Annotated in this window: 17 protein-coding genes, 1 tRNA gene and 3 rRNA genes; 16 read left to right on the plus strand and 5 right to left on the minus strand. The window is 53.6% G+C overall.

Translation table 11 applies throughout. From position 1 onward, the window contains the following. The first annotated feature begins 208 nt into the window (after positions 1-208). The 7 genes from kup to rbsR all read left to right on the plus strand — a co-directional run bounded on the left by kup (position 209) and on the right by rbsR (position 8,059). Positions 209-2,077, plus strand: a complete 1,869-nt coding sequence (gene kup, locus D9980_RS20140) for a low affinity potassium transporter Kup (RefSeq protein WP_121608266.1) — start codon at positions 209-211, stop codon at positions 2,075-2,077. A 166-nt stretch (positions 2,078-2,243) separates the two neighbouring features. Beyond that, positions 2,244-2,663: a D-ribose pyranase gene (gene rbsD / locus D9980_RS20145; protein WP_121608267.1), complete on the plus strand. Its 420-nt coding sequence runs from the start codon at positions 2,244-2,246 to the stop codon at positions 2,661-2,663. Positions 2,664-2,670: 7 nt separating this feature from the next. Beyond that, positions 2,671-4,176 (plus strand): ribose ABC transporter ATP-binding protein RbsA, encoded by a 1,506-nt coding sequence (rbsA, locus tag D9980_RS20150; protein WP_121608268.1) that lies wholly within the window; start codon positions 2,671-2,673, stop codon positions 4,174-4,176. 6 nt (positions 4,177-4,182) lie between these two features. Next, a complete protein-coding gene (gene rbsC / locus D9980_RS20155; RefSeq protein WP_121608269.1) occupies positions 4,183-5,151 on the plus strand; it encodes a ribose ABC transporter permease in 969 nt (322 codons plus the stop codon). A gap of 25 nt (positions 5,152-5,176) precedes the next feature. Beyond that, complete coding sequence (gene rbsB, locus D9980_RS20160) at positions 5,177-6,064, plus strand: ribose ABC transporter substrate-binding protein RbsB (protein ID WP_021181448.1); 888 nt, start codon at positions 5,177-5,179, stop codon at positions 6,062-6,064. Positions 6,065-6,126: 62 nt separating this feature from the next. Then, positions 6,127-7,053, plus strand: coding sequence for a ribokinase (gene rbsK / locus D9980_RS20165; RefSeq protein WP_121608270.1), 927 nt, complete (start codon positions 6,127-6,129; stop codon positions 7,051-7,053). A 4-nt stretch (positions 7,054-7,057) separates the two neighbouring features. Next, positions 7,058-8,059: a ribose operon transcriptional repressor RbsR gene (gene rbsR, locus D9980_RS20170; RefSeq protein WP_024484667.1), complete on the plus strand. Its 1,002-nt coding sequence runs from the start codon at positions 7,058-7,060 to the stop codon at positions 8,057-8,059. Here the strand turns inward: rbsR and mdtD are convergent. After that, complete coding sequence (gene mdtD, locus D9980_RS20175) at positions 8,056-9,474, minus strand: multidrug transporter subunit MdtD (RefSeq protein WP_121608271.1); 1,419 nt, start codon at positions 9,472-9,474, stop codon at positions 8,056-8,058. The genes rbsR and mdtD overlap by 4 nt on opposite strands. A 37-nt stretch (positions 9,475-9,511) precedes the next feature. Beyond that, positions 9,512-10,201: a FadR/GntR family transcriptional regulator gene (locus tag D9980_RS20180; RefSeq protein ID WP_121608272.1), complete on the minus strand. Its 690-nt coding sequence runs from the start codon at positions 10,199-10,201 to the stop codon at positions 9,512-9,514. A gap of 519 nt (positions 10,202-10,720) precedes the next feature. Here D9980_RS20180 and D9980_RS20185 point away from each other — a divergent pair. The 4 genes from D9980_RS20185 to rrf all read left to right on the plus strand — a co-directional run bounded on the left by D9980_RS20185 (position 10,721) and on the right by rrf (position 15,845). Then, positions 10,721-12,261 (plus strand): 16S ribosomal RNA (locus tag D9980_RS20185). A gap of 145 nt (positions 12,262-12,406) precedes the next feature. Continuing rightward, positions 12,407-12,482 (plus strand) — tRNA-Glu (locus D9980_RS20190). 242 nt (positions 12,483-12,724) lie between these two features. Continuing rightward, positions 12,725-15,631 (plus strand): 23S ribosomal RNA (locus tag D9980_RS20195). Positions 15,632-15,729: 98 nt separating this feature from the next. Then, positions 15,730-15,845: ribosomal RNA gene (gene rrf / locus D9980_RS20200) — 5S ribosomal RNA — on the plus strand. Together the 16S, 23S and 5S rRNA genes with 1 tRNA gene alongside form the textbook arrangement of a ribosomal RNA operon. Positions 15,846-16,159: 314 nt before the next feature. On the opposite strand, the gene mobB is transcribed toward rrf, so the two are convergent. Together mobB and mobA are read right to left on the minus strand one after the other, a co-directional pair. After that, on the minus strand, positions 16,160-16,681 hold the full coding sequence (mobB, locus tag D9980_RS20205; RefSeq protein WP_121608273.1) for a molybdopterin-guanine dinucleotide biosynthesis protein MobB: 522 nt from the start codon (positions 16,679-16,681) through the stop codon (positions 16,160-16,162). Further along, positions 16,678-17,268 (minus strand): molybdenum cofactor guanylyltransferase MobA, encoded by a 591-nt coding sequence (gene mobA / locus D9980_RS20210; protein WP_121609057.1) that lies wholly within the window; start codon positions 17,266-17,268, stop codon positions 16,678-16,680. The genes mobB and mobA overlap by 4 nt, the downstream gene beginning before the upstream one ends. Before the next feature lie 151 nt (positions 17,269-17,419). On the opposite strand from mobA, the gene D9980_RS20215 reads away from it, so the two are divergent. The 3 genes from D9980_RS20215 to dsbA all read left to right on the plus strand — a co-directional run bounded on the left by D9980_RS20215 (position 17,420) and on the right by dsbA (position 19,422). Next, complete coding sequence (locus D9980_RS20215; RefSeq protein WP_024482972.1) at positions 17,420-17,689, plus strand: YihD family protein; 270 nt, start codon at positions 17,420-17,422, stop codon at positions 17,687-17,689. 93 nt (positions 17,690-17,782) lie between these two features. Further along, the gene (locus tag D9980_RS20220; RefSeq protein ID WP_121608274.1) at positions 17,783-18,769 is read left to right on the plus strand and encodes a serine/threonine protein kinase; all 987 of its coding nucleotides are present in this window, start codon (positions 17,783-17,785) and stop codon (positions 18,767-18,769) included. A gap of 29 nt (positions 18,770-18,798) precedes the next feature. Further along, complete coding sequence (gene dsbA, locus D9980_RS20225) at positions 18,799-19,422, plus strand: thiol:disulfide interchange protein DsbA (protein WP_121608275.1); 624 nt, start codon at positions 18,799-18,801, stop codon at positions 19,420-19,422. Between the two features lie 49 nt (positions 19,423-19,471). Here dsbA and D9980_RS20230 read toward each other — a convergent pair whose 3' ends face one another. Further along, on the minus strand, positions 19,472-20,335 hold the full coding sequence (locus D9980_RS20230) for an acyltransferase (protein WP_238393736.1): 864 nt from the start codon (positions 20,333-20,335) through the stop codon (positions 19,472-19,474). Between D9980_RS20230 and D9980_RS27100 the strand changes: the two genes are divergently transcribed. Next, complete coding sequence (locus D9980_RS27100) at positions 20,220-20,459, plus strand: hypothetical protein (protein WP_230326676.1); 240 nt, start codon at positions 20,220-20,222, stop codon at positions 20,457-20,459. The genes D9980_RS20230 and D9980_RS27100 overlap by 116 nt on opposite strands. Positions 20,460-20,861: 402 nt before the next feature. Beyond that, positions 20,862-23,657, plus strand: coding sequence for a DNA polymerase I (gene polA, locus D9980_RS20235; protein ID WP_121608277.1), 2,796 nt, complete (start codon positions 20,862-20,864; stop codon positions 23,655-23,657). Positions 23,658-23,722: the final 65 nt, after the last annotated feature.

Below are 23,722 nucleotides of genomic sequence, written 5' to 3' on the forward strand. Positions count from 1 at the left end.
AGCTGGTTGATTAGTAAAATTTTTCTATGCTCAACAAGGGGGCTGATTCACATTTTGTTTATTTTTGGGACCCGATATAAGAGTAGGCAAGTAGTATAAATGATGCATACTGTGCGCCTTTTACCGGGTGTAACGGATCTTAGAGCCCATATCTTAAGCCTGATGCGGATGCGTCGGTTGACGGATGATCTAGCAAAAGAAGCAAACTATGAGCACAGAACATAAACAGTCTTTATCGGCGGTTACCCTGGCGGCTATTGGGGTCGTTTACGGTGATATCGGCACCAGCCCGCTCTATACCTTGCGAGAATGTTTTTCCGGCCATTACGGTTTTGACGTCCGGCCCGATGTGGTGTTTGGTTTCCTTTCCTTAATCTTCTGGATGTTGATCGTCATCGTTTCCCTGAAGTATCTCACCTACGTCATGCGTGCGGATAACGCCGGTGAAGGCGGGATACTGACGTTGATGTCTTTGGCAGGGCGCCATACCTCGGCGCGGACCACGTCTTTTCTGGTGATCCTGGGCCTGATTGGTGGCAGCTTCTTCTATGGCGAGGTGGTGATCACCCCGGCGATCTCGGTGATGTCGGCGATCGAAGGGCTGGAGATTGCCGCCCCGTCGCTGGATCCCTATATCGTCCCGCTCTCTATTCTGGTACTGACCTTACTGTTTGCAATCCAAAAACACGGCACTGGCAGTGTGGGCAAGCTGTTTGCCCCGGTGATGCTGCTGTGGTTTGTCGTGTTGGCAGTCCTGGGAGCGCGCAGCATTATCTCCAACCCGGAAGTGTTGCAGGCGCTGAACCCGAAATGGGCCCTCAACTTCTTTATTGAATATAAGAAGGTGTCGTTCTTCGCGCTCGGTGCGGTGGTGCTGTCGATTACCGGTGTGGAAGCGCTGTATGCCGATATGGGCCATTTTGGCAAATTCCCGATCCGCCTGGCCTGGTTCACCGTAGTGCTGCCTTCGCTGGTGCTTAACTACTTCGGCCAAGGGGCATTGCTGCTGAAAAATCCGGAGGCGATCAAGAACCCGTTCTTCCTGTTGGCCCCCGACTGGGCGCTGATCCCGCTGCTGATATTGGCCACGCTGGCCACGGTGATCGCCTCGCAGGCGGTCATTTCCGGCGTCTTCTCGTTGACCCGCCAGGCCGTTCGTCTGGGCTATCTGTCACCGATGCGTATCATTCATACCTCGGAAATGGAGTCCGGCCAGATCTATATCCCGGTGATCAACTGGACCCTGTATATCGCCGTGGTGTTGGTGATTGTGGGCTTCGAACACTCCAGCAACCTGGCCGCAGCCTATGGCATCGCGGTGACTGGCACCATGGTATTGACCAGCATCCTGATCACCTCCGTTGCCATCAAGAACTGGCATTGGAATCGCTTCCTGGTGGGGGGCATTCTGGCGATCCTGCTGATTATCGATGTGCCGATGTTCTCGGCTAACGCCCTGAAGCTGTTCTCTGGTGGTTGGTTGCCGCTGACGTTGGCCCTGGTGATGTTCCTGATCATGATCACCTGGAAGAGCGAACGCTTCCGCCTGCTGCGCCGGATGCATGAGCACGGCAACTCCCTTGAAGCGCTGATTGCCTCACTGGAAAAATCACCGCCGGTTCGCGTGCCAGGCACTGCAGTGTTTATGTCCCGCGCCATTAACGTGATCCCGTTTGCCCTGCTGCATAACCTCAAGCACAACAAAGTGTTGCATGAGCGAGTGGTGTTGCTGACCTTGCGTACCGAAGATGCCCCTTATGTGCATAACGTCCGGCGGGTGACGATTGAACAACTGTCGCCGACCTTCTGGCGGGTGGTGGCCAGCTATGGCTGGCGTGAAACGCCGAACGTTGAGGAAGTCTTCCACCGCTGTGGGTTGGAAGGGCTGCCATGCCGGATGATGGAGACGTCGTTCTTTATGTCCCATGAATCGCTGATCCTCACCAAACGGCCGTGGTATCTGTTCCTGCGCGGCAAGCTGTTTATCGCCCTGAGCCGCAATGCGCTGCGGGCTGCCGACCAGTTTGAGATCCCGCCTAACCGGGTCATCGAACTGGGAACCCAGGTCGAAATCTAAATCAGGGGCTCAGCATTTGCTGGGCCCTTCTTTTTTAGCTACGCTTTGTCGAACGTGAGCGAAACGTTTCGATGGCGATCACATTTCCGCTATTACAGGGTTGTCTTCCCCTGCTGATTTTCTACACTGACTCAATAGCGAAACGTTTCGCTGCTGGAGTTTACTCATGAAAAAAGGCGTACTACTGAATTCTGATGTTTCTGCGGTGGTCTCTCGTCTCGGCCACACCGATCAGATCGCGATTTGCGATGCAGGCTTGCCGATCCCGGCAGTGACGCCGCGTATCGATCTGGCGCTGACCCAAGGGGTGCCGACATTCTTACAGGTTGTCGGTGTCGTGACGCAGGAAATGCAGGTAGAGAGCGCCATCTTGGCGGAAGAGATCGTCAAGCATAACCCGTCGCTCCACCAAGCGCTGCTGGATCAACTTACGCAGCTTGGCCAACGCCAGGGCAATACCATCAGCATCAGCTATATCAGCCACAGCGCGTTTAAAGCGCAAACCGAACACAGCCGGGCCGTGATCCGCAGCGGAGAATGTTCGCCCTACGCGAACGTGATCCTGTGCTCCGGCGTAACTTTCTGAGGCGCCTATGCAACCTTTACTGCAACTGAAAGGGATCGATAAGGCCTTTCCCGGCGTGAAGGCGCTTTCTGGGGCCGCCCTGAGCGTTTATCCCGGCAGGGTGATGGCACTGGTGGGGGAAAACGGTGCCGGCAAGTCCACCATGATGAAAGTGCTGACCGGTATCTACAACAAAGATGCGGGCAGCCAATATTTCCTTGGCAAGGAAGTGGCCTTCAACGGGCCGAAGGATTCGCAGGAAGCGGGTATCGGCATCATCCACCAGGAACTGAACCTGATCCCGCAGCTGACCATTGCCGAGAACATCTTTCTTGGCCGCGAGTTCGTTAACCGCTTTGGCCGCATCGACTGGAAACGCATGTATGCCGAAGCGGACAAACTGCTGGCGCGTTTGAACCTGCGTTACAGCAGCCACCGGCTGGTGGGGGAATTGTCGATTGGCGATCAGCAAATGGTGGAAATTGCCAAGGTGCTGAGCTTTGAATCCAAAGTGATCATCATGGATGAGCCGACCGATGCTCTGACCGATACCGAAACCGCCTCGCTGTTTAAAGTGATCAACGAGCTAAAAGCCGAAGGCCGCGGCATTGTTTATATCTCCCACCGCCTGAAAGAGATCTTCGAAATCTGCGACGATGTGACCGTATTCCGTGACGGGCAATTTATTGCTGAGCGGTCGGTTGCCGAACTGAATGAAGATTCGCTGATTGAAATGATGGTGGGCCGCAAGCTGGAAGAGCAGTATCCACGCCTGAATCTGCCGCGCGGTGAAAAACGCCTGCAGGTGAGCCACGTTTCCGGCCCTGGCGTGCATGACGTCAGCTTTACTTTATACCGTGGTGAGATTTTGGGTGTGGCTGGCCTGATGGGGGCTGGGCGTACCGAGCTGATGAAGATCCTGTACGGAGCGGCGTCACGTAAAAGCGGCACCGTGAACTTGGATGGCCATGAAGTGGTCACTCGTACTCCTCAGGACGGCTTGGCCAACGGTATCGTCTATATCTCCGAAGACCGTAAACGTGATGGTCTGGTGCTGGGGATGTCGGTGAAGGAAAACATGTCGCTGACCGCGCTGCGCTACTTCAGCCGTGCAGGGGGTGGCCTGAAACATGCCGACGAGCAGATCGCCGTCAGCGATTTTATCCGCCTGTTCAATATCAAAACGCCGTCGATGGAGCAACCGATTGGCCTGCTTTCCGGCGGCAATCAGCAAAAAGTGGCGATTGCCCGTGGCTTGATGACCCGGCCAAAGGTGCTGATCCTCGACGAACCTACACGCGGCGTCGACGTCGGGGCCAAAAAAGAGATCTACCAGTTAATCAACCAGTTCAAGCAGGAAGGGCTGAGCATCATTCTGGTGTCTTCGGAAATGCCGGAGGTGCTGGGCATGAGCGACCGCATCCTGGTGATGCACGAAGGCCACCTCAGCGGCGAATTCCCGATTGAACAGGCCACCCAGGAAGTGCTGATGGCAGCAGCCGTCGGCAAGCAATACGGCGTAAAGCAGGAGTAATCAGATATGAGTTCACAAAGTGTCGCAGCTAAGCGCTGGTTCAGTAAAGAGTGGCTGTTGGAGCAGAAATCGCTGATTGCCCTGCTGGTGCTGATTGCCGTGGTGTCTTCGATGAGCCCGAATTTCTTCACCGTTAATAACCTGTTCAATATTCTGCAGCAAACCTCGGTGAACGCCATCATGGCGGTCGGTATGACGTTGGTGATCCTGACTTCCGGCATCGATTTGTCGGTCGGATCGCTGTTGGCGCTGACCGGGGCGGTAGCCGCTTCGATTGTCGGATTTGAAGTCAATGCGGTAGTGGCTGTGGCAGCTGCGCTGGCGTTGGGGGCTGCCGTAGGGGCCTGCACCGGGATTATCGTTGCCAAAGGCAAGGTTCAGGCATTTATTGCCACCCTGGTGATGATGCTGTTACTGCGCGGCGTGACCATGGTGTACACCAACGGTAGCCCGGTCAATACCGGTTTTACTGACGTTGCCGACACCTTCGGCTGGTTTGGGATTGGCCGCCCGTTGGGCATTCCTACTCCGATCTGGATCATGGCCATCGTGTTTATCGCCGCCTGGTATATGCTGCATCACACCCGTCTTGGCCGCTATATTTATGCGCTGGGCGGCAACGAAGCGGCTACCCGCCTTTCCGGTATCAGCGTCGATAGGGTTAAAATCATCGTTTACTCCCTGTGCGGCCTGCTGGCGGCACTGGCTGGGGTCATTGAAGTGGCGCGCCTGTCCTCTGCGCAACCTACTGCGGGTACCGGCTATGAGCTGGATGCCATCGCCGCGGTGGTGCTGGGTGGAACCAGCCTGGCTGGGGGTAAAGGGCGCATCGTCGGTACCCTGATCGGGGCGCTGATCCTTGGCTTCCTGAACAACGGTTTGAATTTACTGGGTGTTTCTTCCTACTACCAAATGATCGTGAAAGCAGCCGTTATTCTGCTGGCGGTTCTGGTAGACAACAAAAGTAACAAGTAACCTCTCCCCTACAGGAATCACGACCATGAAAATGAAAAAACTGGCAACCTTAGTTTCGGCCATCGCGTTAACCGCCACCCTGAGTGCTAACGCCCTGGCAAAAGACACCATCGCGCTGGTGGTTTCTACGCTCAACAACCCGTTCTTTGTTTCGATGAAAGAGGGGGCGCAGTTGGAAGCCAACAAACTGGGTTACAACCTGGTGGTGCTGGACTCCCAAAACAATCCGGCGAAAGAGTTGGCCAACGTGCAGGATCTGATGGTGCAGAACCCGAAACTGCTGCTGATTAACCCAACCGACTCTGACGCGGTAGGTAACGCCATCAAGATGGCCAACCAGGCCAAGATCCCAGTCATTACGCTTGACCGTATGGCAGCGAAAGGCGAAGTGGTTAGCCATATCGCTTCCGACAACCGCGTGGGCGGTAAAATGGCCGGTGACTTTATCGCCAACAAAGTAGGAGCCGATGCCAAGGTGATTCAGTTGGAAGGCATTGCCGGGACATCTGCTGCCCGTGAACGTGGCGAAGGCTTCCAACAGTCACTGGAGCAGAACAAGTTTAAACTGCTGGCCAGCCAGCCGGCGGACTTCGATCGTACCAAGGGTCTGAACGTCATGCAGAACCTGCTGACCGCGCATCCAGACGTGCAAGCAGTGTTTGCACAGAACGATGAAATGGCTCTGGGCGCGCTGCGTGCATTGCAAACAGCCGGTAAAACAGATGTCATCGTGGTTGGCTTTGACGGCACCGCAGACGGCGTGAAAGCGGTTGAAGGCGGTAAACTGGCTGCCACCGTGGCACAGCGTCCGGATCAGATCGGTGTGATTGGCGTAGAAACGGCTGATAAGATCTTGAAAGGCGAGAAAGTACCGGCGACTATCCCGGTTGATTTGAAACTGGTTACCAAGTAAGTCATCTCCAGCGCCATCGGAACGGGGCGTGACGATGGCGCGCAATTTAAGGGATCCCTGTGATGGAAACAGCAAAGCTGGTGGTTTTGGGCAGCATCAATGCCGACCATATCCTCAATATCAACCAGTTTCCCCAGCCGGGCGAAACGGTGATCGGCCAGCAGTATAAGGTCGCCTTTGGTGGCAAAGGGGCTAACCAGGCGGTGGCTGCCGGGCGCAGCGGTGCGGATATCGCCTTTATTGCCTGCGTAGGCGCAGACGATATTGGTGAACGTATTCGCCAACAGCTGGCAACCGATCGCATTGATACCCAACCGATTGAAGCTATCGCCGACAGCACCACCGGCGTGGCGCTGATTTTCGTCAATGCCGAAGGCGAGAACGTGATTGGTATCGATGCCGGTGCCAACGCGGCGGTCACTCCCGATTATCTCAACCGCTATCGGCAACGGGTGATCGATGCCGATGCGTTATTGATGCAGCTTGAGTCACCGCTGGAAACGGTGATTGCCGCCGCCAAACTGGCCAAGCAGCACCAAACCCAGGTGATCCTCAACCCGGCTCCGGCCTGTGAGCTGCCTGACGAACTGCTAGCCATGATCGACATGATCACTCCGAACGAAACCGAAGCCCAGCGGCTGACCGGTATCGCGGTGAATAATGACGCTGACGCCGAACGTGCTGCCAACAGCCTGCATGATAAAGGCATCGGCTGCGTGATTATCACCCTCGGTAGCCGTGGCGTGTGGTTGAGCGAAAACGGTAAAGGCAAATTGGTACCGGGCTTTAAGGTCAAGGCGGTAGATACTATCGCGGCCGGTGATACGTTCAACGGTGCCTTGGTTACGGCCTTGCTTGAAGGAAAAGTGATGAGTGATGCGGTGCGTTTCGCCCATGCGGCTGCCGCCATTGCCGTTACCCGGCCCGGTGCACAGCCTTCTGTGCCATGGCGTGAAGAGATTGACGCCTTCTTGCAGCAACAGGGATAACGCTTTGGCTACCATGAAAGATGTCGCCCGCCTGGCGGGTGTTTCAACCTCGACGGTCTCGCACGTGATCAATAACAATCGCTTTGTCAGCGACAGCGTGCGTGACAAAGTCATGGTGGCCGTGGAACAGCTTAACTATGCCCCTTCCGCACTGGCGCGTAGCCTGAAACTCAATACGACGCGTACCATTGGTATGCTGGTGACCTCCAGCAATAACCCGTTTTATGCCGAAGTGGTGCGCGGCGTGGAACGCAGCTGCTACGAGCGTGGCTACAGCCTGATTCTGTGCAACACAGAGGAAGATGTGGCGCGTATGAACAGCAGCATGGAAACGCTGCTGCAAAAGCGGGTGGATGGCCTGCTGGTGATGTGTACCGAAAACCACCGCCCTTCGCAGGATGCACTGAGCCGCTACCCCTCTTTGCCGATCGTGATGATGGACTGGTCGCCGTTCGAAGGGGCCAACGATATCATTCAGGATAACTCGTTGCTGGGGGGGGAAATGGCTACCGATCATCTGATCGCTCGCGGCTATCGCCAAATCGCCTGTATCGCCGGGCCGCTGGATAAAACGACCGCGCGCCATCGTTTGGAAGGCTATCGCCGCGCCATGAAGCGTGCCGGTCTTGAAATCCTGCCGGGCTATGAGGTGTATTGCGACTTTGAGTTTGAAGGGGGCGTGCACGCCATGAAACAACTGCTGGCGTTGGCCGAGCCTCCTCATGCGGTGTTTGCTGGCAACGATGCTGTCGCCGTAGGCGTTTATCAGGCGCTGTATCAGGCCGGGCTGGTGGTGCCAAAGGATATGGCTGTGATGGGTTACGACGATATCGAACTGGCCAAATATCTGGCCCCACCGCTCAGCACCATTCATCAGCCCAAAGATTCATTGGGGGAGCTGGCGATCGATGCGCTCATCAACCGCCTGCAAAACCCCGAACGTGATGCCCAGATCCTGGTGCTGACGCCAGAGTTGGTGGAGAGAGACTCCGTCGGTTACCGCTAACGGCTCGCCTTCGCTTCTTTGCGTGGTTTCTCTTTGCCGGTGATCAGGTTATTGCCGTCTTTTCTTCTTAACAGCATAAAGACGAAGGCCGAAGCGACGGTCACTATCCCCATGGTAATAAAGGTGTAGTGGAACTGATCGATCATGGTGCCGATCTCCATTGAGCCATAGAAGCGCAACACGGCGGCGCTGATCGCCACGCCAAAGCTGATAGACAACTGCTGCGTTACTGCCAGTACGCTATTACCGGAACTGGCGTTGCCATCGTTCAGATCTGCCAGGCTGATGGTATTCATGGCAGTAAACTGCGTCGACATCGCCATCCCTAGAACAAACAGCGGCAAAATCATCAGCCACAGCGGCATGCCTGGGCTTTGCAGTGAGAACTGCGCAATCAACACGCCGATAATGATAGTGATACCCACCAATGTCTTACGATAGCCGAACCAGCGCAACACCTGGGTAACGGTAGACTTGGCCATCAGAGAACCCACCGCCGTCGGGGCCATCATGCAACCGGCGACGATCGCCGAATAGCCAAAGGCCACCTGCAGCATCAACGGCATCAGGAAGGGAACGCAGCCGGTCCCCAGCCGCGAGGCCACGTTACCGGCAATGCCGACGGAAAAGGTGCGGGTCTTGAACAAATCCAGCCCAATCAGTGGCTGAGCGTGGCGGCGGGCGTGAATGATATAGCCAAACAGCATCACAAAGCCGCTCAGGAACACCCCCAGAGAAATGTAATTGGCCAGCACCTGCTCGCCAAACAGCTCCAGGCCGGTGGAGATGAGTACCAGGCTAAGGCCAAACAGCATAAAACCGATGAAATCAAACGGCCGCTTCGGCGTGGTGAAGTCTGGCATATATTTACGGGCGTAGACGATGCCGAGCAAGCCTATCGGGATGTTAATCAGGAAGATCCAATGCCAGGTGGCGTAAGTAACCAGCCAGCCGCCAAGCAGTGGCCCCATTATTGGTCCAACCAGGCCAGGCATGGTGACAAAGTTCAGTACCGGCAACAGCTCACTACGCGGATAGGCCCGCAACAGGGCAAGGCGTGCTACCGGCATCATCATCGCGCCGCCAATCCCCTGCAAAATACGTGAGGCGACCAGGAAACTCAGCGTTGGGGACAAGGCACACAATAGCGAGCCAAAGGTAAACAGGGATACGGCGATAATAAACACCCGCCGGGTACCGAAGCGATCGGCCAGCCAGCCACTCACCGGGATTAGCATCGCAACCGTCAGGGTGTAACTGATCACCGCCGACTGCATCGCCAAGGGGGAACGGTCGAGGCTGTGGGCTATCGCCGGTAAGGCGGTATTGAGAATAGTGGCATCCAACGCCTGCATAAAGAACGCCATCGCGGCGATCCAAGGCAACCCTGCCATGCTGCGTGCAGATTTTGTCATCGTGATCCCATTTTCCTTCTATATATAGCTGCGGAGTTTACGCATTTCCCTGCAACAATGTTTGGCATGCTGTGAGGGCTGCGGTGCTGTCACTGGCGACTATGGCATCCACAATGGCCTGATGGTGTTGCAGCTTAATCACTTCATTACCGGTGATCGCCCGGAAATAGCTTTGATACACCGAGCTGAACAGGTTGGCAAACGAGGTGAGAAACGGATTGGCGCTGGCTTCATAGATCAGCTGATGGTACTGGGTATCGACTTCAATCCAGCGTTCGCGGTCAAAATCCACGTGTAGCGCCTGCATTTCTGCCATCAGCGTGACCAATTGCGCCTTTTGCTCCGGGGTGGCGTTGATGGCTGCCAATGAACAGGCCTGAGGTTCCAGCGACGTGCGTAGGATAAGGAAGTGCTGCATGACCTGGTCGAAGTTCTCCCTGGTCATCCACCAGGTCAGCAGATCCTGATCGAGGAAGTTCCATTGGCTTTGCGGCATGACCCTGGTGCCGATGCGGGGGCGCGGTAACAGCATGCCTTTGGCCGCCAGCATTTTTACCGCTTCACGTACCGCAGTGCGGCTGACGCCAAACTGTTCTGCCAAATCCATCTCGCCTGGCAGGATGCTGCCGGCTTGATATTCACCGGCCAGGATCTGTTGGCCGAGTTTTTCTGCCAGCAGATAAGAAAGATTACGCTGTGCGGCCTGTTGTTGAGCATCGAATTGCATGGCTGCGGTTCCTTTAACTGCATTGTTATCTTTCATTTTACGCCAGGGAGCGCCAGCTTTTACGGCTGTTTTCGGGAAAAAGTGGCAAAAACGACGAACAAGACAGCGTTTTGCCGAAAAAAGCCGCGCTTGAAAAGTTTTTTGAATTTAGGGGTTGCGCCCTTCTGAGAACTCCCTATAATGCGCCTCCACTGACCGGGAACAACGACTCCTCTAACGAGAACCAAGTCACCCAGCCAGGAAGACCAACCCGGTGAAAACACCGAAATAAAGGTTGACTCTTCAGGGGAATCGCGTAGTATACGCCTCCTCGAGTTAGCAAGCGAAAGCGCGTAACTCACTGCTCTTTAACAATTTATCAGACAATCTGTGTGGGCACTCACAAGACGATATCCAGCTACTTCGGTAGCAAAAAAATATCAAGTCTTGAAGAGTGACCAAGCAGTAATTCATGCGAATGAATTATTACGAAAGTTAATTTTCGAGCATCGCTTCACGAGTTGAAGCAAATCAAGCTTTTAATTGAAGAGTTTGATCATGGCTCAGATTGAACGCTGGCGGCAGGCCTAACACATGCAAGTCGAGCGGTAGCACAAGGAGCTTGCTCCTGGGTGACGAGCGGCGGACGGGTGAGTAATGTCTGGGAAACTGCCCGATGGAGGGGGATAACTACTGGAAACGGTAGCTAATACCGCATAACGTCTTCGGACCAAAGTGGGGGACCTTCGGGCCTCACACCATCGGATGTGCCCAGATGGGATTAGCTAGTAGGTGAGGTAATGGCTCACCTAGGCGACGATCCCTAGCTGGTCTGAGAGGATGACCAGCCACACTGGAACTGAGACACGGTCCAGACTCCTACGGGAGGCAGCAGTGGGGAATATTGCACAATGGGCGCAAGCCTGATGCAGCCATGCCGCGTGTGTGAAGAAGGCCTTCGGGTTGTAAAGCACTTTCAGCGAGGAGGAAGGGTTCGGTGTTAATAGCACCGTTCATTGACGTTACTCGCAGAAGAAGCACCGGCTAACTCCGTGCCAGCAGCCGCGGTAATACGGAGGGTGCAAGCGTTAATCGGAATTACTGGGCGTAAAGCGCACGCAGGCGGTTTGTTAAGTCAGATGTGAAATCCCCGAGCTTAACTTGGGAACTGCATTTGAAACTGGCAAGCTAGAGTCTTGTAGAGGGGGGTAGAATTCCAGGTGTAGCGGTGAAATGCGTAGAGATCTGGAGGAATACCGGTGGCGAAGGCGGCCCCCTGGACAAAGACTGACGCTCAGGTGCGAAAGCGTGGGGAGCAAACAGGATTAGATACCCTGGTAGTCCACGCTGTAAACGATGTCGACTTGGAGGTTGTGCCCTTGAGGCGTGGCTTCCGGAGCTAACGCGTTAAGTCGACCGCCTGGGGAGTACGGCCGCAAGGTTAAAACTCAAATGAATTGACGGGGGCCCGCACAAGCGGTGGAGCATGTGGTTTAATTCGATGCAACGCGAAGAACCTTACCTACTCTTGACATCCACAGAACTTTCCAGAGATGGATTGGTGCCTTCGGGAACTGTGAGACAGGTGCTGCATGGCTGTCGTCAGCTCGTGTTGTGAAATGTTGGGTTAAGTCCCGCAACGAGCGCAACCCTTATCCTTTGTTGCCAGCACGTAATGGTGGGAACTCAAAGGAGACTGCCGGTGATAAACCGGAGGAAGGTGGGGATGACGTCAAGTCATCATGGCCCTTACGAGTAGGGCTACACACGTGCTACAATGGCATATACAAAGAGAAGCGAACTCGCGAGAGCAAGCGGACCTCATAAAGTATGTCGTAGTCCGGATCGGAGTCTGCAACTCGACTCCGTGAAGTCGGAATCGCTAGTAATCGTAGATCAGAATGCTACGGTGAATACGTTCCCGGGCCTTGTACACACCGCCCGTCACACCATGGGAGTGGGTTGCAAAAGAAGTAGGTAGCTTAACCTTCGGGAGGGCGCTTACCACTTTGTGATTCATGACTGGGGTGAAGTCGTAACAAGGTAACCGTAGGGGAACCTGCGGTTGGATCACCTCCTTACCTAAAGATATGCAGTTAAGTGCAGTGTCCACACAGATTGTCTGATGAAAAGTAATGAGCAAAGCGCTACCTGTTGATGTAATGAGTCTTCTGGACTCATGCTGATACGAACCGATTAAGAAGTTTTATTTAATCGGATTTTCGTGTCCCCATCGTCTAGAGGCCTAGGACACTGCCCTTTCACGGCTGTAACAGGGGTTCGAATCCCCTTGGGGACGCCATCCGATAATGAGTGAAAGACATTATCACCGGTCATTCGTGACTGATTATCTTAAAGATGACTCTTGCGAGTCGTGTTTAAGATATTGCTCTTTAACAATCTGGAACAAGCTGAAAATTGAAACATGACAGCTGAAACTTATCCCTCCGTAGATGTATTGGGGTAAGGATTAACCTGTCATAGAGTCTCTCAAATAAACAGCGCGACAGTGTCTCTGTTTACAGAAACACCTTCGGGTTGTGAGGTTAAGTGACTAAGCGTACACGGTGGATGCCTAGGCAGTCAGAGGCGATGAAGGGCGTGCTAATCTGCGAAAAGTGTCGGTAAGGTGATATGAACCGTTATAACCGGCAATACCCGAATGGGGAAACCCAGTGTGTTTCGACACACTATCGTATGGTGAATACATAGCCATACGAGGCGAACCGGGGGAACTGAAACATCTAAGTACCCCGAGGAAAAGAAATCAACCGAGATTCCCCTAGTAGCGGCGAGCGAACGGGGAACAGCCCAGAACCTGAATCAGTTCTTGTGTTAGTGGAAGCGTCTGGAAAGTCGCGCAGCAAAGGGTGATAGCCCCGTACACTAAAATGCATTAACTGTGAGTTCGATGAGTAGGGCGGGACACGTGACATCCTGTCTGAATATGGGGGGACCATCCTCCAAGGCTAAATACTCCTGACTGACCGATAGTGAACCAGTACCGTGAGGGAAAGGCGAAAAGAACCCCGGCGAGGGGAGTGAAATAGAACCTGAAACCGTGTACGTACAAGCAGTGGGAGCACCTTCGTGGTGTGACTGCGTACCTTTTGTATAATGGGTCAGCGACTTATATTTTGTAGCAAGGTTAACCGTATAGGGGAGCCGTAGGGAAACCGAGTCTTAACTGGGCGAATAGTTGCAAGGTATAGACCCGAAACCCGGTGATCTAGCCATGGGCAGGTTGAAGGTTGGGTAACACTAACTGGAGGACCGAACCGACTAATGTTGAAAAATTAGCGGATGACTTGTGGCTGGGGGTGAAAGGCCAATCAAACCGGGAGATAGCTGGTTCTCCCCGAAAGCTATTTAGGTAGCGCCTCGTGAACTCATCTTCGGGGGTAGAGCACTGTTTCGGCTAGGGGGCCATCCCGGCTTACCAAACCGATGCAAACTCCGAATACCGAAGAATGTTATCACGGGAGACACACGGCGGGTGCTAACGTCCGTCGTGAAGAGGGAAACAACCCAGACCGCCAGCTAAGGTCCCAAAGTCATGGTTAAGTGGGAAACGATGTGGGAAGGCATAGACAGCCAGGATGTTGGCTTAGAAGCAGCCATCATTTAAAGAAAGCGTAATAGCTCACTGGTCGAGTCGGCCTGCGCGGAAGATGTAACGGGGCTAAACCATGCACCGAAGCTGCGGCAGCGACGCTTAGGCGTTGTTGGGTAGGGGAGCGTTCTGTAAGCCGTTGAAGGTGAACTGTGAGGTTTGCTGGAGGTATCAGAAGTGCGAATGCTGACATAAGTAACGATAAAGCGGGTGAAAAACCCGCTCGCCGGAAGACCAAGGGTTCCTGTCCAACGTTAATCGGGGCAGGGTGAGTCGACCCCTAAGGCGAGGCCGAAAGGCGTAGTCGATGGGAAACAGGTTAATATTCCTGTACTCGGTGTTACTGCGAAGGGGGACGGAGAAGGCTAGGCTAGCCGGGCGACGGTTGTCCCGGTTTAAGCGTGTAGGGGGGTGTTCCTGGTAAATCCGGAACGCTATCAACCCTGAGGCGTGATGACGATGCACTACGGTGCAGAAGTAGTTGATGCCCTGCTTCCAGGAAAAGCCTCTAAGCATCAGGTAACATCAAATCGTACCCCAAACCGACACAGGTGGTCAGGTAGAGAATACCAAGGCGCTTGAGAGAACTCGGGTGAAGGAACTAGGCAAAATGGTGCCGTAACTTCGGGAGAAGGCACGCTGGCGCGTAGGTGAAGAGACTTGCTCTCGGAGCTGAAGCCAGTCGCAGATACCAGCTGGCTGCAACTGTTTAATAAAAACACAGCACTGTGCAAACACGAAAGTGGACGTATACGGTGTGACGCCTGCCCGGTGCTGGAAGGTTAATTGATGGGGTCAGCCGCAAGGCGAAGCTCTTGATCGAAGCCCCAGTAAACGGCGGCCGTAACTATAACGGTCCTAAGGTAGCGAAATTCCTTGTCGGGTAAGTTCCGACCTGCACGAATGGCGTAATGATGGCCAGGCTGTCTCCACCCGAGACTCAGTGAAATTGAACTCGCTGTGAAGATGCAGTGTACCCGCGGCAAGACGGAAAGACCCCGTGAACCTTTACTATAGCTTGACACTGAACATTGAGCCTTGATGTGTAGGATAGGTGGGAGGCTTTGAAGTGTGGACGCCAGTCTGCATGGAGCCAACCTTGAAATACCACCCTTTAATGTTTGATGTTCTAACTCGGCCCCATAATCTGGGGTGAGGACAGTGTCTGGTGGGTAGTTTGACTGGGGCGGTCTCCTCCCAAAGAGTAACGGAGGAGCACGAAGGTTAGCTAATCACGGTCGGACATCGTGAGGTTAGTGCAAAGGCATAAGCTAGCTTGACTGCGAGAGTGACGGCTCGAGCAGGTACGAAAGTAGGTCTTAGTGATCCGGTGGTTCTGAATGGAAGGGCCATCGCTCAACGGATAAAAGGTACTCCGGGGATAACAGGCTGATACCGCCCAAGAGTTCATATCGACGGCGGTGTTTGGCACCTCGATGTCGGCTCATCACATCCTGGGGCTGAAGTAGGTCCCAAGGGTATGGCTGTTCGCCATTTAAAGTGGTACGCGAGCTGGGTTTAGAACGTCGTGAGACAGTTCGGTCCCTATCTGCCGTGGGCGTTGGAAGATTGAGAGGGGTTGCTCCTAGTACGAGAGGACCGGAGTGAACGCACCACTGGTGTTCGGGTTGTCATGCCAATGGCACTGCCCGGTAGCTAAGTGCGGAAAAGATAAGCGCTGAAAGCATCTAAGCGCGAAACTTGCCTCGAGATGAGTCTTCCCTGGGCCTTTAAGGCCCCTGAAGGAACGTTTAAGACTAAGACGTTGATAGGCTGGGTGTGTAAGTGCAGCGATGCATTGAGCTAACCAGTACTAATGATCCGTGAGGCTTAACCTTACAACACCAAAGGTGTTTTAGAGTAGACGACAATTTTCAGCGAAGTTCCGAGATTGGTTTCAATGGCCCAAAAGGCGGTTGAAATGAAACAGAATTTGCCTGGCGGCAATAGCGCGGTGGTCCCACCTGACCCCATGCCGAACTCAGAAGTGAAACGCCGTAGCGCCGATGGTAGTGTGGGGTCTCCCCATGCGAGAGTAGGACACTGCCAGGCATCAATTAAGCCAAGAGGCCATCCGCAAGGATGGCCTTTTTGCTATGCGCAGAAAACAGGAAATAACAGTGAAAACCCCTCACCCCAGCCCTCTCCCAGAGTACCCACCGAGAACACCCTGAACACTTGTGCGGGGGAGAGGGAGCAGTCCGGTGTCGTGGATAAGCCCGTGCGGCTTCGGCAAGTCGGAACCTTTGATTAGCCTGTACTGCTTCAGAACGTTGGGAGCAAGAAGAAAGATGGGGTATTGCGCAGGAATATCAGCGGACTCGATCGGTTCCCTCTCCCTGTGGGAGAGGGTTAGGGTGAGGGGACTATGCCTTTGTCTGCTTTAGCCACTGAACGATAAACCCAGCGATCGTTTCAGGCTGGTTGATATCCAGTAACGGCGCAACACCTTCTATCTTCTTATCGCTGGCCACGGCAATAACGTGCTGATCCAACATGTCTGCAAGTGGTTTACCGACTTCCTCGCGATAGAGAACAATTTTGCTGATCGGCTCATGCTTGAATCCTTCCACCAGGATCAAATCCACCTTACTGTGATCGAATCTGCTGGCTAGATACTGGAGATCTAAAGGCTGTTGCTCCGGTGTTTCGCTCATTAATGCCCAGCGCCGATCGCTGGCAACCAGCGTCTGGTCTGCACCGGCCTTGCGCAGTTCATAGCTGTCCTTACCCGGCGTATCTACATCCATATCATGATGGGTATGCTTGATCAGGCCAACGCGCACCTGCTGCAGTTTTAATAGCGGGATCAATTGCTTAAGCAGCGTGGTTTTACCTGTGCCGCTATAGGCGGCGATAGCCAGCAAGGGTGGCAATAACTCCGTCATTGATCGCCTCCCTTTTCCTGCTGCCACTGTTGGCAATCTTCCGGGGTATTCAAATTACGGAAGGCATCTTGCTGCCCGCTGAACATCACTTGTTGTGCACCAATAGCCGCCATGAACAGCATCAATTTGCGTTCCCCTCGGGTTAGATAACGGGTGAGTTCCTCTGCCAGACTGGTATGCAGTAAAGCGAAGGTGGGATGTTCACGCTCACCGTCGCTGGCATAGGAGGCCAAGGCATTGCCCTTATGCAGCCAAAGCTGTTCTACCAGGTTGAGAGGGAAGTCGGGAACGTCGCAGGGTGCACAGACAATCCATGGTGTGCGGGCATAAGTGAGGCCTGCCAATATGCCGGCTAAAGGGCCGGGGTAATCTGCGGTCAGATCGCCGACGACCTCTAAGCCGCTTTGCTGATAACATAGCTGATTGCGATTGGCACTGATGATCACCTGGCTCACTTGCGGTGTTAATCGGCCCAGTACGTGCTGGTACAGGGTTTTATCCCCCACTTGCACCAATCCTTTATCTTTCCCTCCCATGCGGGTAGAGCGCCCACCGGCCAGAATAACGCCGGTTATATTTGCATGCATAGTCATCATCCAACCCCTCTCCAATGTCCTGATTGTAGCGCTAAACCTGCTCAGACATCATGATTTACCTTTATTGACACGCTGGTTCTTTCACTACGTAGTCAAGCCTGCTACTTTGTGGGTTTATCACTTCACTGGATGATATTTTGATATGAAAACGCATCGCGTAAACGAACTGATTGAGCTTTTGCAGCCGGCCTGGCAGCAGGATCCCGATCTCAACCTGATTCAGTTTTTGCAAAAGCTGGCGCAGGAAGCGGGTTTTCAGGGTGAGTTAGGCGATCTGAGCGATGACATCTTGATCTATCACCTGAAAATGCGCGGCAGTGCGGGCACAGAACAGATCCCAGGCTTGAAGAAAGACTACGAAGACGACTTTAAAACGGCGTTGCTGCGTGCCCGTGGCGTGATAAAAGATTAGCATTCATACGGTGCGGTCATCAGTGGCGGTGATTAGTGCTACTCATTCTTATTCTTGGCACGCTGTTGTCATCTGGCGAACTGAACGGTTGTTATGAACAACTCTGCATTTAATTTTGAAACCCTTTCTCCCGACCTGATTATGGATGCGTTGGAAGGGATAGGTTTGCGTGTTGATTCTGGGCTGACGGCGCTCAACAGCTATGAAAACCGCGTTTACCAGTTTATGGATGAAGATCGTCAGCGTTACGTGGTGAAATTTTATCGCCCAGAACGCTGGAGTGCAGAGCAAATCGGCGAAGAGCATCGGTTCGCGCTGGATTTATCGCACAACGAAATCCCGGCGGTCGCGCCACTGGTATTACAGGGAAATACGCTGCACACCCATGCAGGCTTTTTCTTTACCGTATTTCCGAGCGTCGGTGGCCGCCAGTATGAGATCGATAATCTGGAACAGCTGGAGTGGGTCGGGCGTTTTCTTGGCCGTATCCACCAGGTGGGCAGCGAAAGCCTGTTTACCGAGCGGCCGACCATTGGCATTGAAGAGTATCTCACGGAGCCACGGCAGGTTCTGGCCAGCTGTGATTTAGTTCCCAAGGCCCAGCGCGAGACTTTCCTGCGGGCTACGGATACGCTGATTGACGCTATCAAACCGCACTGGCAGCTGGATTGGCAGCCGCTGCGTTTGCATGGCGACTGCCACCCAGGCAATATCTTGTGGCGTGATGGTCCGCTGTTCGTCGATCTTGACGATGCGCGCAACGGGCCAGCAATACAGGATTTGTGGATGTTGTTACACGGCGAACGTCGCGATCGGCTGATGCAGCTGGATATCCTGCTGGAGGCCTATGGCGAATTTGCCGAATTTGATCAGCGCGAGCTGGCGTTGATCGAACCCTTGCGGGCCATGCGCATGGTGTATTACCTGGCATGGGTAGCACGCCGTTGGCAGGATCCCGCGTTTCCAAAAAGTTTCCCGTGGATGGCGGAGTCTGATTTCTGGTTATCTCAGACTGCGGCATTTACTGAACAGGTTAAGCTGTTGCAGGAACCTCCTCTGCAGCTCATGCCAATGTATTGAAGCATTAACATAATGGAGAGTTTAGTGTTATGAAAAAAATTTGGTTGGCACTCGTTGGTATGGTGATGGCATTCAGTGCCTCCGCTGCGCAATTCAGTGACGGTACGCAATACATCACTTTGGATAAGCCGGTAACTGGCGAACCACAGGTGCTGGAATTCTTCTCTTTCTACTGCCCGCACTGCTACCAGTTTGAAGAGACTTACCATATCTCTGATGCGGTCAAAAAAGCGCTGCCTGAAGGCACCAAGATGACCAAGTACCATGTGGAATTCCTGGGGCCATTGGGTAAGCAATTAACTCAAGCCTGGGCAGTTGCCATGGCTCTGGGTGTAGAAGACAAAATTACTCAGCCAATGTTTGAAGCGATTCAGAAAACTCAAACCGTGCAAACGCCTGACGATATCCGCAAGGTATTCGTCAATGCTGGCGTAGCAGGCGAAGACTTTGACGCGGCTTTAAACAGCTTCGTGGTGAAATCTCTGGTGGCTCAGCAAGAGAAAGCAGCCGAAGATTTGCAACTGCGTGGCGTGCCAGCGGTATTTGTTAACGGCAAATACATGGTGAAAAATGATGGCCTGGATACCAGCAGCATGGACGTTTACGTCAAGCAATTTGCTGATGTCGTTAAGTTCCTGACCGAACAAAAGTAACCCGCAGCAAGAAATCAACGCCGGTTAACCCGGCGTTTTTTTTAACTTATTAACGCTTGAGCCTGTCAAGCAAACCATCTTTTTCCTGCCACAACGTATTCAGCCAAATCTGGAATTTACGTTTAAACAGTTTGTCATTGAAGTAGTCCCCGTGCAGCGATTCATCAATCGGCAGGCATTCAATCCTGACGACTACCCTTTGCAAACGGCCACACAACATATCCCTAAAGGGATGCTCACGGTTATCCGGATAGCATAAGGTGACATTCAGGATCTTATCAAATTGCTGACCAAGCGCGCTAAGCGTAAAGGCGATCCCGGCAGCTTTGGGGGCGAGCAAATTGCGATAGGGTGAGCGGCTTTTAATTTTCTTGGCCTCGGTGAAACGAGAGCCCTCAACGAAATTGACGATGGTGGTCGGGCGTAGGCGAAACTTCTCGCAGGAACGCCGTGTGGTTTCGATATCCTGCCCGCTTTTCTCCGGATGTCTGTGCAGGTAGGCCCGCGAGTAGCGCTTCATAAAGGGCATATCCAGCGCCCAGCAGGCCAGGCCGACGAAGGGGATCCAGGCCAGTTGCTGTTTCAGGAAGTACTTACTCATAGGTATATGGTGACGGAATAACACACACAGCACCACAATGTCCGACCAACTTTCATGGTTGCTGATCAGCAAATACCAATTCTTTTTCTCCAGCCCGTGCAGCCCTTGAATATCCCATTGCAAGCGGGGGTTAATTCGTAACAATACCGCCAGGCATTGGCACCAGCACCACATTATCAGGTCAGCAAAGGCTGAAATGTATCGCCAAACCGCGGGTATGGGGATCAAAAGCTTAATGATACCGGCCAAAACAATGGGAATGGAGCACAGCATCGTTACGCCAATGGCAAGCAGCGCAGAAAAGATAAAAATAACAGGGGCTAGCAATTTTGGCATGGGTTTAGTGCTGACGGTTGAAGGAAACATCGTTAGATACGTCAGTACGTACCAACAAAAAAATATTTTAACAGAATCCCGGCCAAGAATACGCGGCTAAAAGTAAGCGATCTTAACCGGGTAGAAATTGCCAGTTGTTTGCCGTTGGCGTGCAGATTTTCAATCTTGTGCTATGGTCATTGAGGTGCCTAAATTGATTAAACGTGCGATTAAACTCCGGCCCCAGTTATATCCACAAATTACCGAAAACACGATAAATAGCAAAACCGCCCACTCCCTCTTTCAACAGTGTGATTTGTCTAGGAATTTTATTTCCCATTATAACGATATTATCTTCGTTATAATTCAGTCGCTAAACTATGCACAAAGTTATCCACAGGCAGGATCTTGCGGATCGCTTCACAGGATCTCATCTAATTTGGCCATATTGCACGCTAAGGTTCGTCACCAGCGGCTAGCTATGGCATGCTTACCCCAGTCCTTTTCACGAAAAAGAAACGTTATGGCCCAGATTGCAGAAAACCCATTAATCCTGGTGGATGGTTCCTCTTACCTTTACCGCGCCTACCATGCCTTCCCACCGCTGACAAACTCGGTCGGTGAGCCGACGGGAGCGATGTACGGTGTGCTGAACATGCTGCGCAGCCTGCTGCTGCAGTATACTCCCAGCCATGTGGCGGTGGTGTTTGATGCCAAAGGGAAGACCTTCCGTGACGAGCTGTTTGCCGAATATAAATCACATCGGCCACCGATGCCGGACGATTTGCGAGCGCAGATCGAACCGCTGCATCAGATGGTTAAAGCCATGGGCTTACCGCTGCTGGTTACACCCGGTGTAGAGGCTGATGATGTGATCGGCACCCTGGCGCTAGAGGCAGAAAAAGCGGGTCATGCTGTTTTGATCAGCACCGGCGACAAAGACATGGCTCAGTTGGTGACGCCGAATGTCACCCTGATCAATACCATGAACAACACCATCCTCGGCCCGCAGGAGGTCTGTGATAAATACGGCATCCCTCCTGAACTGATCATCGATTTCCTGGCGCTGATGGGGGATTCCTCAGATAACATCCCTGGCGTACCTGGGGTGGGTGAGAAAACGGCCCAGGCGCTGTTGCAAGGGTTAGGGGGCCTGGATCAGCTCTATGCCAATCTGGATAGCATTGCCACGCTAAGTTTCCGCGGTGCCAAGACCATGGCGGCCAAGCTGGAGCAGAATAAAGAGGTGGCCTACCTCTCTTACAAACTGGCGACGATCAAAACCGATGTTGAACTGGATCTGAAATGCAGTGAGCTGGAAGTGACCCCACCGGATGTCGATCAACTGCAGGCACTGTTTAAGCGCTACGAGTTCAAACGCTGGATGGCCGATGTTGAAGCGGGGACCTGGTTAGAAAACAAAGGGTCAGGCCGTAAGGCCAGCGCGGCGGCCAAGCCAGCCGCAACGGCAGAAGCACCAAGAGCTGCTGCAGAGCCTACCCTGTCGCAGGAAGGCTATGTCACCATTCTGGATGAGGAAACCTTCGCCGATTGGATGCAGCGCCTGAAACAGGCCGAAGTTTTCGCCTTCGATACCGAAACTGACGGCCTGGATACCCTGACGGCCAACCTGATCGGCCTGTCCTTCGCCATTGAGCCAGGCGTGGCGGCGTATCTGCCGGTTGCACACGATTATCTGGATGCTCCCCCACAGCTGGATCGTAACCACGTGCTGGCCACCCTGAAGCCGCTGCTGGAAGACGAGAAGGCGTTGAAGGTGGGGCAGAACCTGAAGTTTGATAAGAGCCTGCTGGCGCGCTATGACATCGATCTACGCGGTATCGCCTACGACACCATGCTGGAGTCCTACGTGCTCGACAGCGTCAGTGGCCGCCACGATATGGATAGCCTGGCCGATCGCTACCTGGGCCATAAAACCATTACCTTCGAAGAGATCGCGGGCAAAGGCAAAAAACAGCTAACCTTCAACCAGATCGCTCTTGAAGAGGCGGGCCCTTATGCGGCAGAAGATGCCGACGTTACGCTACAGCTGCATTTGGCGATGTGGCCGCAGTTGAAAGAGAGTGAAGGCCTGCTGACGGTATTCAATGAGATTGAAATGCCGCTGTTGCCGGTGCTTTCCCATATTGAACGCACCGGGGTGCTGATCGATCCTAACATCCTCGCTGCTCACTCCATTGAGTTGACCAAGCGCCTTGGCGAGCTTGAAGTGCAGGCCCATGAACTGGCAGAAGAGCCGTTCAATCTGGCCTCAACCAAGCAATTGCAGGCCATTTTGTATGAAAAGCAAAAGCTGCCGGTGCTGAAAAAGACCCCAGGCGGTGCTCCTTCAACCAATGAGGAAGTGCTGGCCGAGTTGGCGCTGGATTATCCGTTGCCGAAAGTGATCCTGGAATACCGTGGCCTGGCGAAGCTGAAAACCACCTATACCGACAAACTGCCGTTGATGATCAACCCGGTTAGCGGGCGGTTGCATACTTCTTATCACCAGGCGGTCACCGCCACCGGTCGCCTGTCATCAAGCGATCCAAACCTGCAAAACATCCCGGTACGTAACGATGAAGGGCGCCGTATCCGTCAGGCATTTATTGCGCCTGAGGGCTACCGTATTGTCGCGGCGGACTACTCGCAGATTGAACTGCGCATTATGGCCCATTTATCGCAGGACGAAGGCTTGCTCAAGGCGTTTGCTGAAGGTAAGGACATACACCGGGCAACGGCGGCAGAAGTCTTTGGTCTGGCGTTGGAGAAGGTCACCAACGAACAGCGTCGCAGTGCCAAGGCGATTAACTTTGGCCTGATCTATGGCATGAGCGCATTCGGTTTGGCTCGCCAGCTGGGGATCCCGCGCGGCGAAGCGCAGCGTTATATGGATCTGTACTTCGAGCGCTACCCTGGCGTGTTGGAGTATATGGAACGCACCCGTCAGCAGGCTGCCGAGCAGGGCTACGTCAGCACGCTGGATGGCCGCCGGTTGTATCTGCCGGACGTTCGCTCCAGTAACGGTATGCGTCGCAAGGCGGCCGAGAGAGCGGCGATTAACGCCCCTATGCAGGGCACTGCTGCGGATATCATCAAACGTGCGATGATTGAGGTGGATGCCTGGCTGCAAGGGCCTGAGAAGCCTCTGGTGCGCATGATCATGCAGGTACACGATGAACTGGTGTTTGAAATCCACGAGTCCGCCATCGAAGAGGCCAGCCTGCGTATTCATGAGTTGATGGAAAACAGCATGCAGTTGGCTGTTCCGCTGCGGGTGGATATCGGCGTAGGTAAAAACTGGGATGAGGCTCACTGATTACCCTGGGTGATGTGTTATGGCTAGTTTTCGCTAACTGGCGAAAACATAAGCATTTTTGGTAA

Origin of the sequence: Serratia sp. 3ACOL1 (assembly GCF_003668775.1) — a bacterium.
Lineage (GTDB): Bacteria > Pseudomonadota > Gammaproteobacteria > Enterobacterales > Enterobacteriaceae > Chania > Chania fonticola.

Bases quoted from the DNA above. Each gene is read 5' to 3' on its own strand.
- mobA (WP_121609057.1), bottom strand. From the start codon at position 17,268: ATGCATGCAAATATAACCGGCGTTATTCTGGCCGGTGGGCGCTCTACC.
- polA (WP_121608277.1), top strand. From the start codon at position 20,862: ATGGCCCAGATTGCAGAAAACCCATTAATCCTGGTGGATGGTTCCTCT.
- rbsD (WP_121608267.1), top strand. From the start codon at position 2,244: ATGAAAAAAGGCGTACTACTGAATTCTGATGTTTCTGCGGTGGTCTCT.
- dsbA (WP_121608275.1), top strand. From the start codon at position 18,799: ATGAAAAAAATTTGGTTGGCACTCGTTGGTATGGTGATGGCATTCAGT.
- mdtD (WP_121608271.1), bottom strand. From the start codon at position 9,474: ATGACAAAATCTGCACGCAGCATGGCAGGGTTGCCTTGGATCGCCGCG.
- kup (WP_121608266.1), top strand. From the start codon at position 209: ATGAGCACAGAACATAAACAGTCTTTATCGGCGGTTACCCTGGCGGCT.
- rbsC (WP_121608269.1), top strand. From the start codon at position 4,183: ATGAGTTCACAAAGTGTCGCAGCTAAGCGCTGGTTCAGTAAAGAGTGG.
- rbsK (WP_121608270.1), top strand. From the start codon at position 6,127: ATGGAAACAGCAAAGCTGGTGGTTTTGGGCAGCATCAATGCCGACCAT.
- D9980_RS27100 (WP_230326676.1), top strand. From the start codon at position 20,220: ATGTATCGCCAAACCGCGGGTATGGGGATCAAAAGCTTAATGATACCG.
- rbsA (WP_121608268.1), top strand. From the start codon at position 2,671: ATGCAACCTTTACTGCAACTGAAAGGGATCGATAAGGCCTTTCCCGGC.
- D9980_RS20180 (WP_121608272.1), bottom strand. From the start codon at position 10,201: ATGCAATTCGATGCTCAACAACAGGCCGCACAGCGTAATCTTTCTTAT.
- D9980_RS20215 (WP_024482972.1), top strand. From the start codon at position 17,420: ATGAAAACGCATCGCGTAAACGAACTGATTGAGCTTTTGCAGCCGGCC.
- mobB (WP_121608273.1), bottom strand. From the start codon at position 16,681: ATGACGGAGTTATTGCCACCCTTGCTGGCTATCGCCGCCTATAGCGGC.
- rbsB (WP_021181448.1), top strand. From the start codon at position 5,177: ATGAAAATGAAAAAACTGGCAACCTTAGTTTCGGCCATCGCGTTAACC.
- D9980_RS20220 (WP_121608274.1), top strand. From the start codon at position 17,783: ATGAACAACTCTGCATTTAATTTTGAAACCCTTTCTCCCGACCTGATT.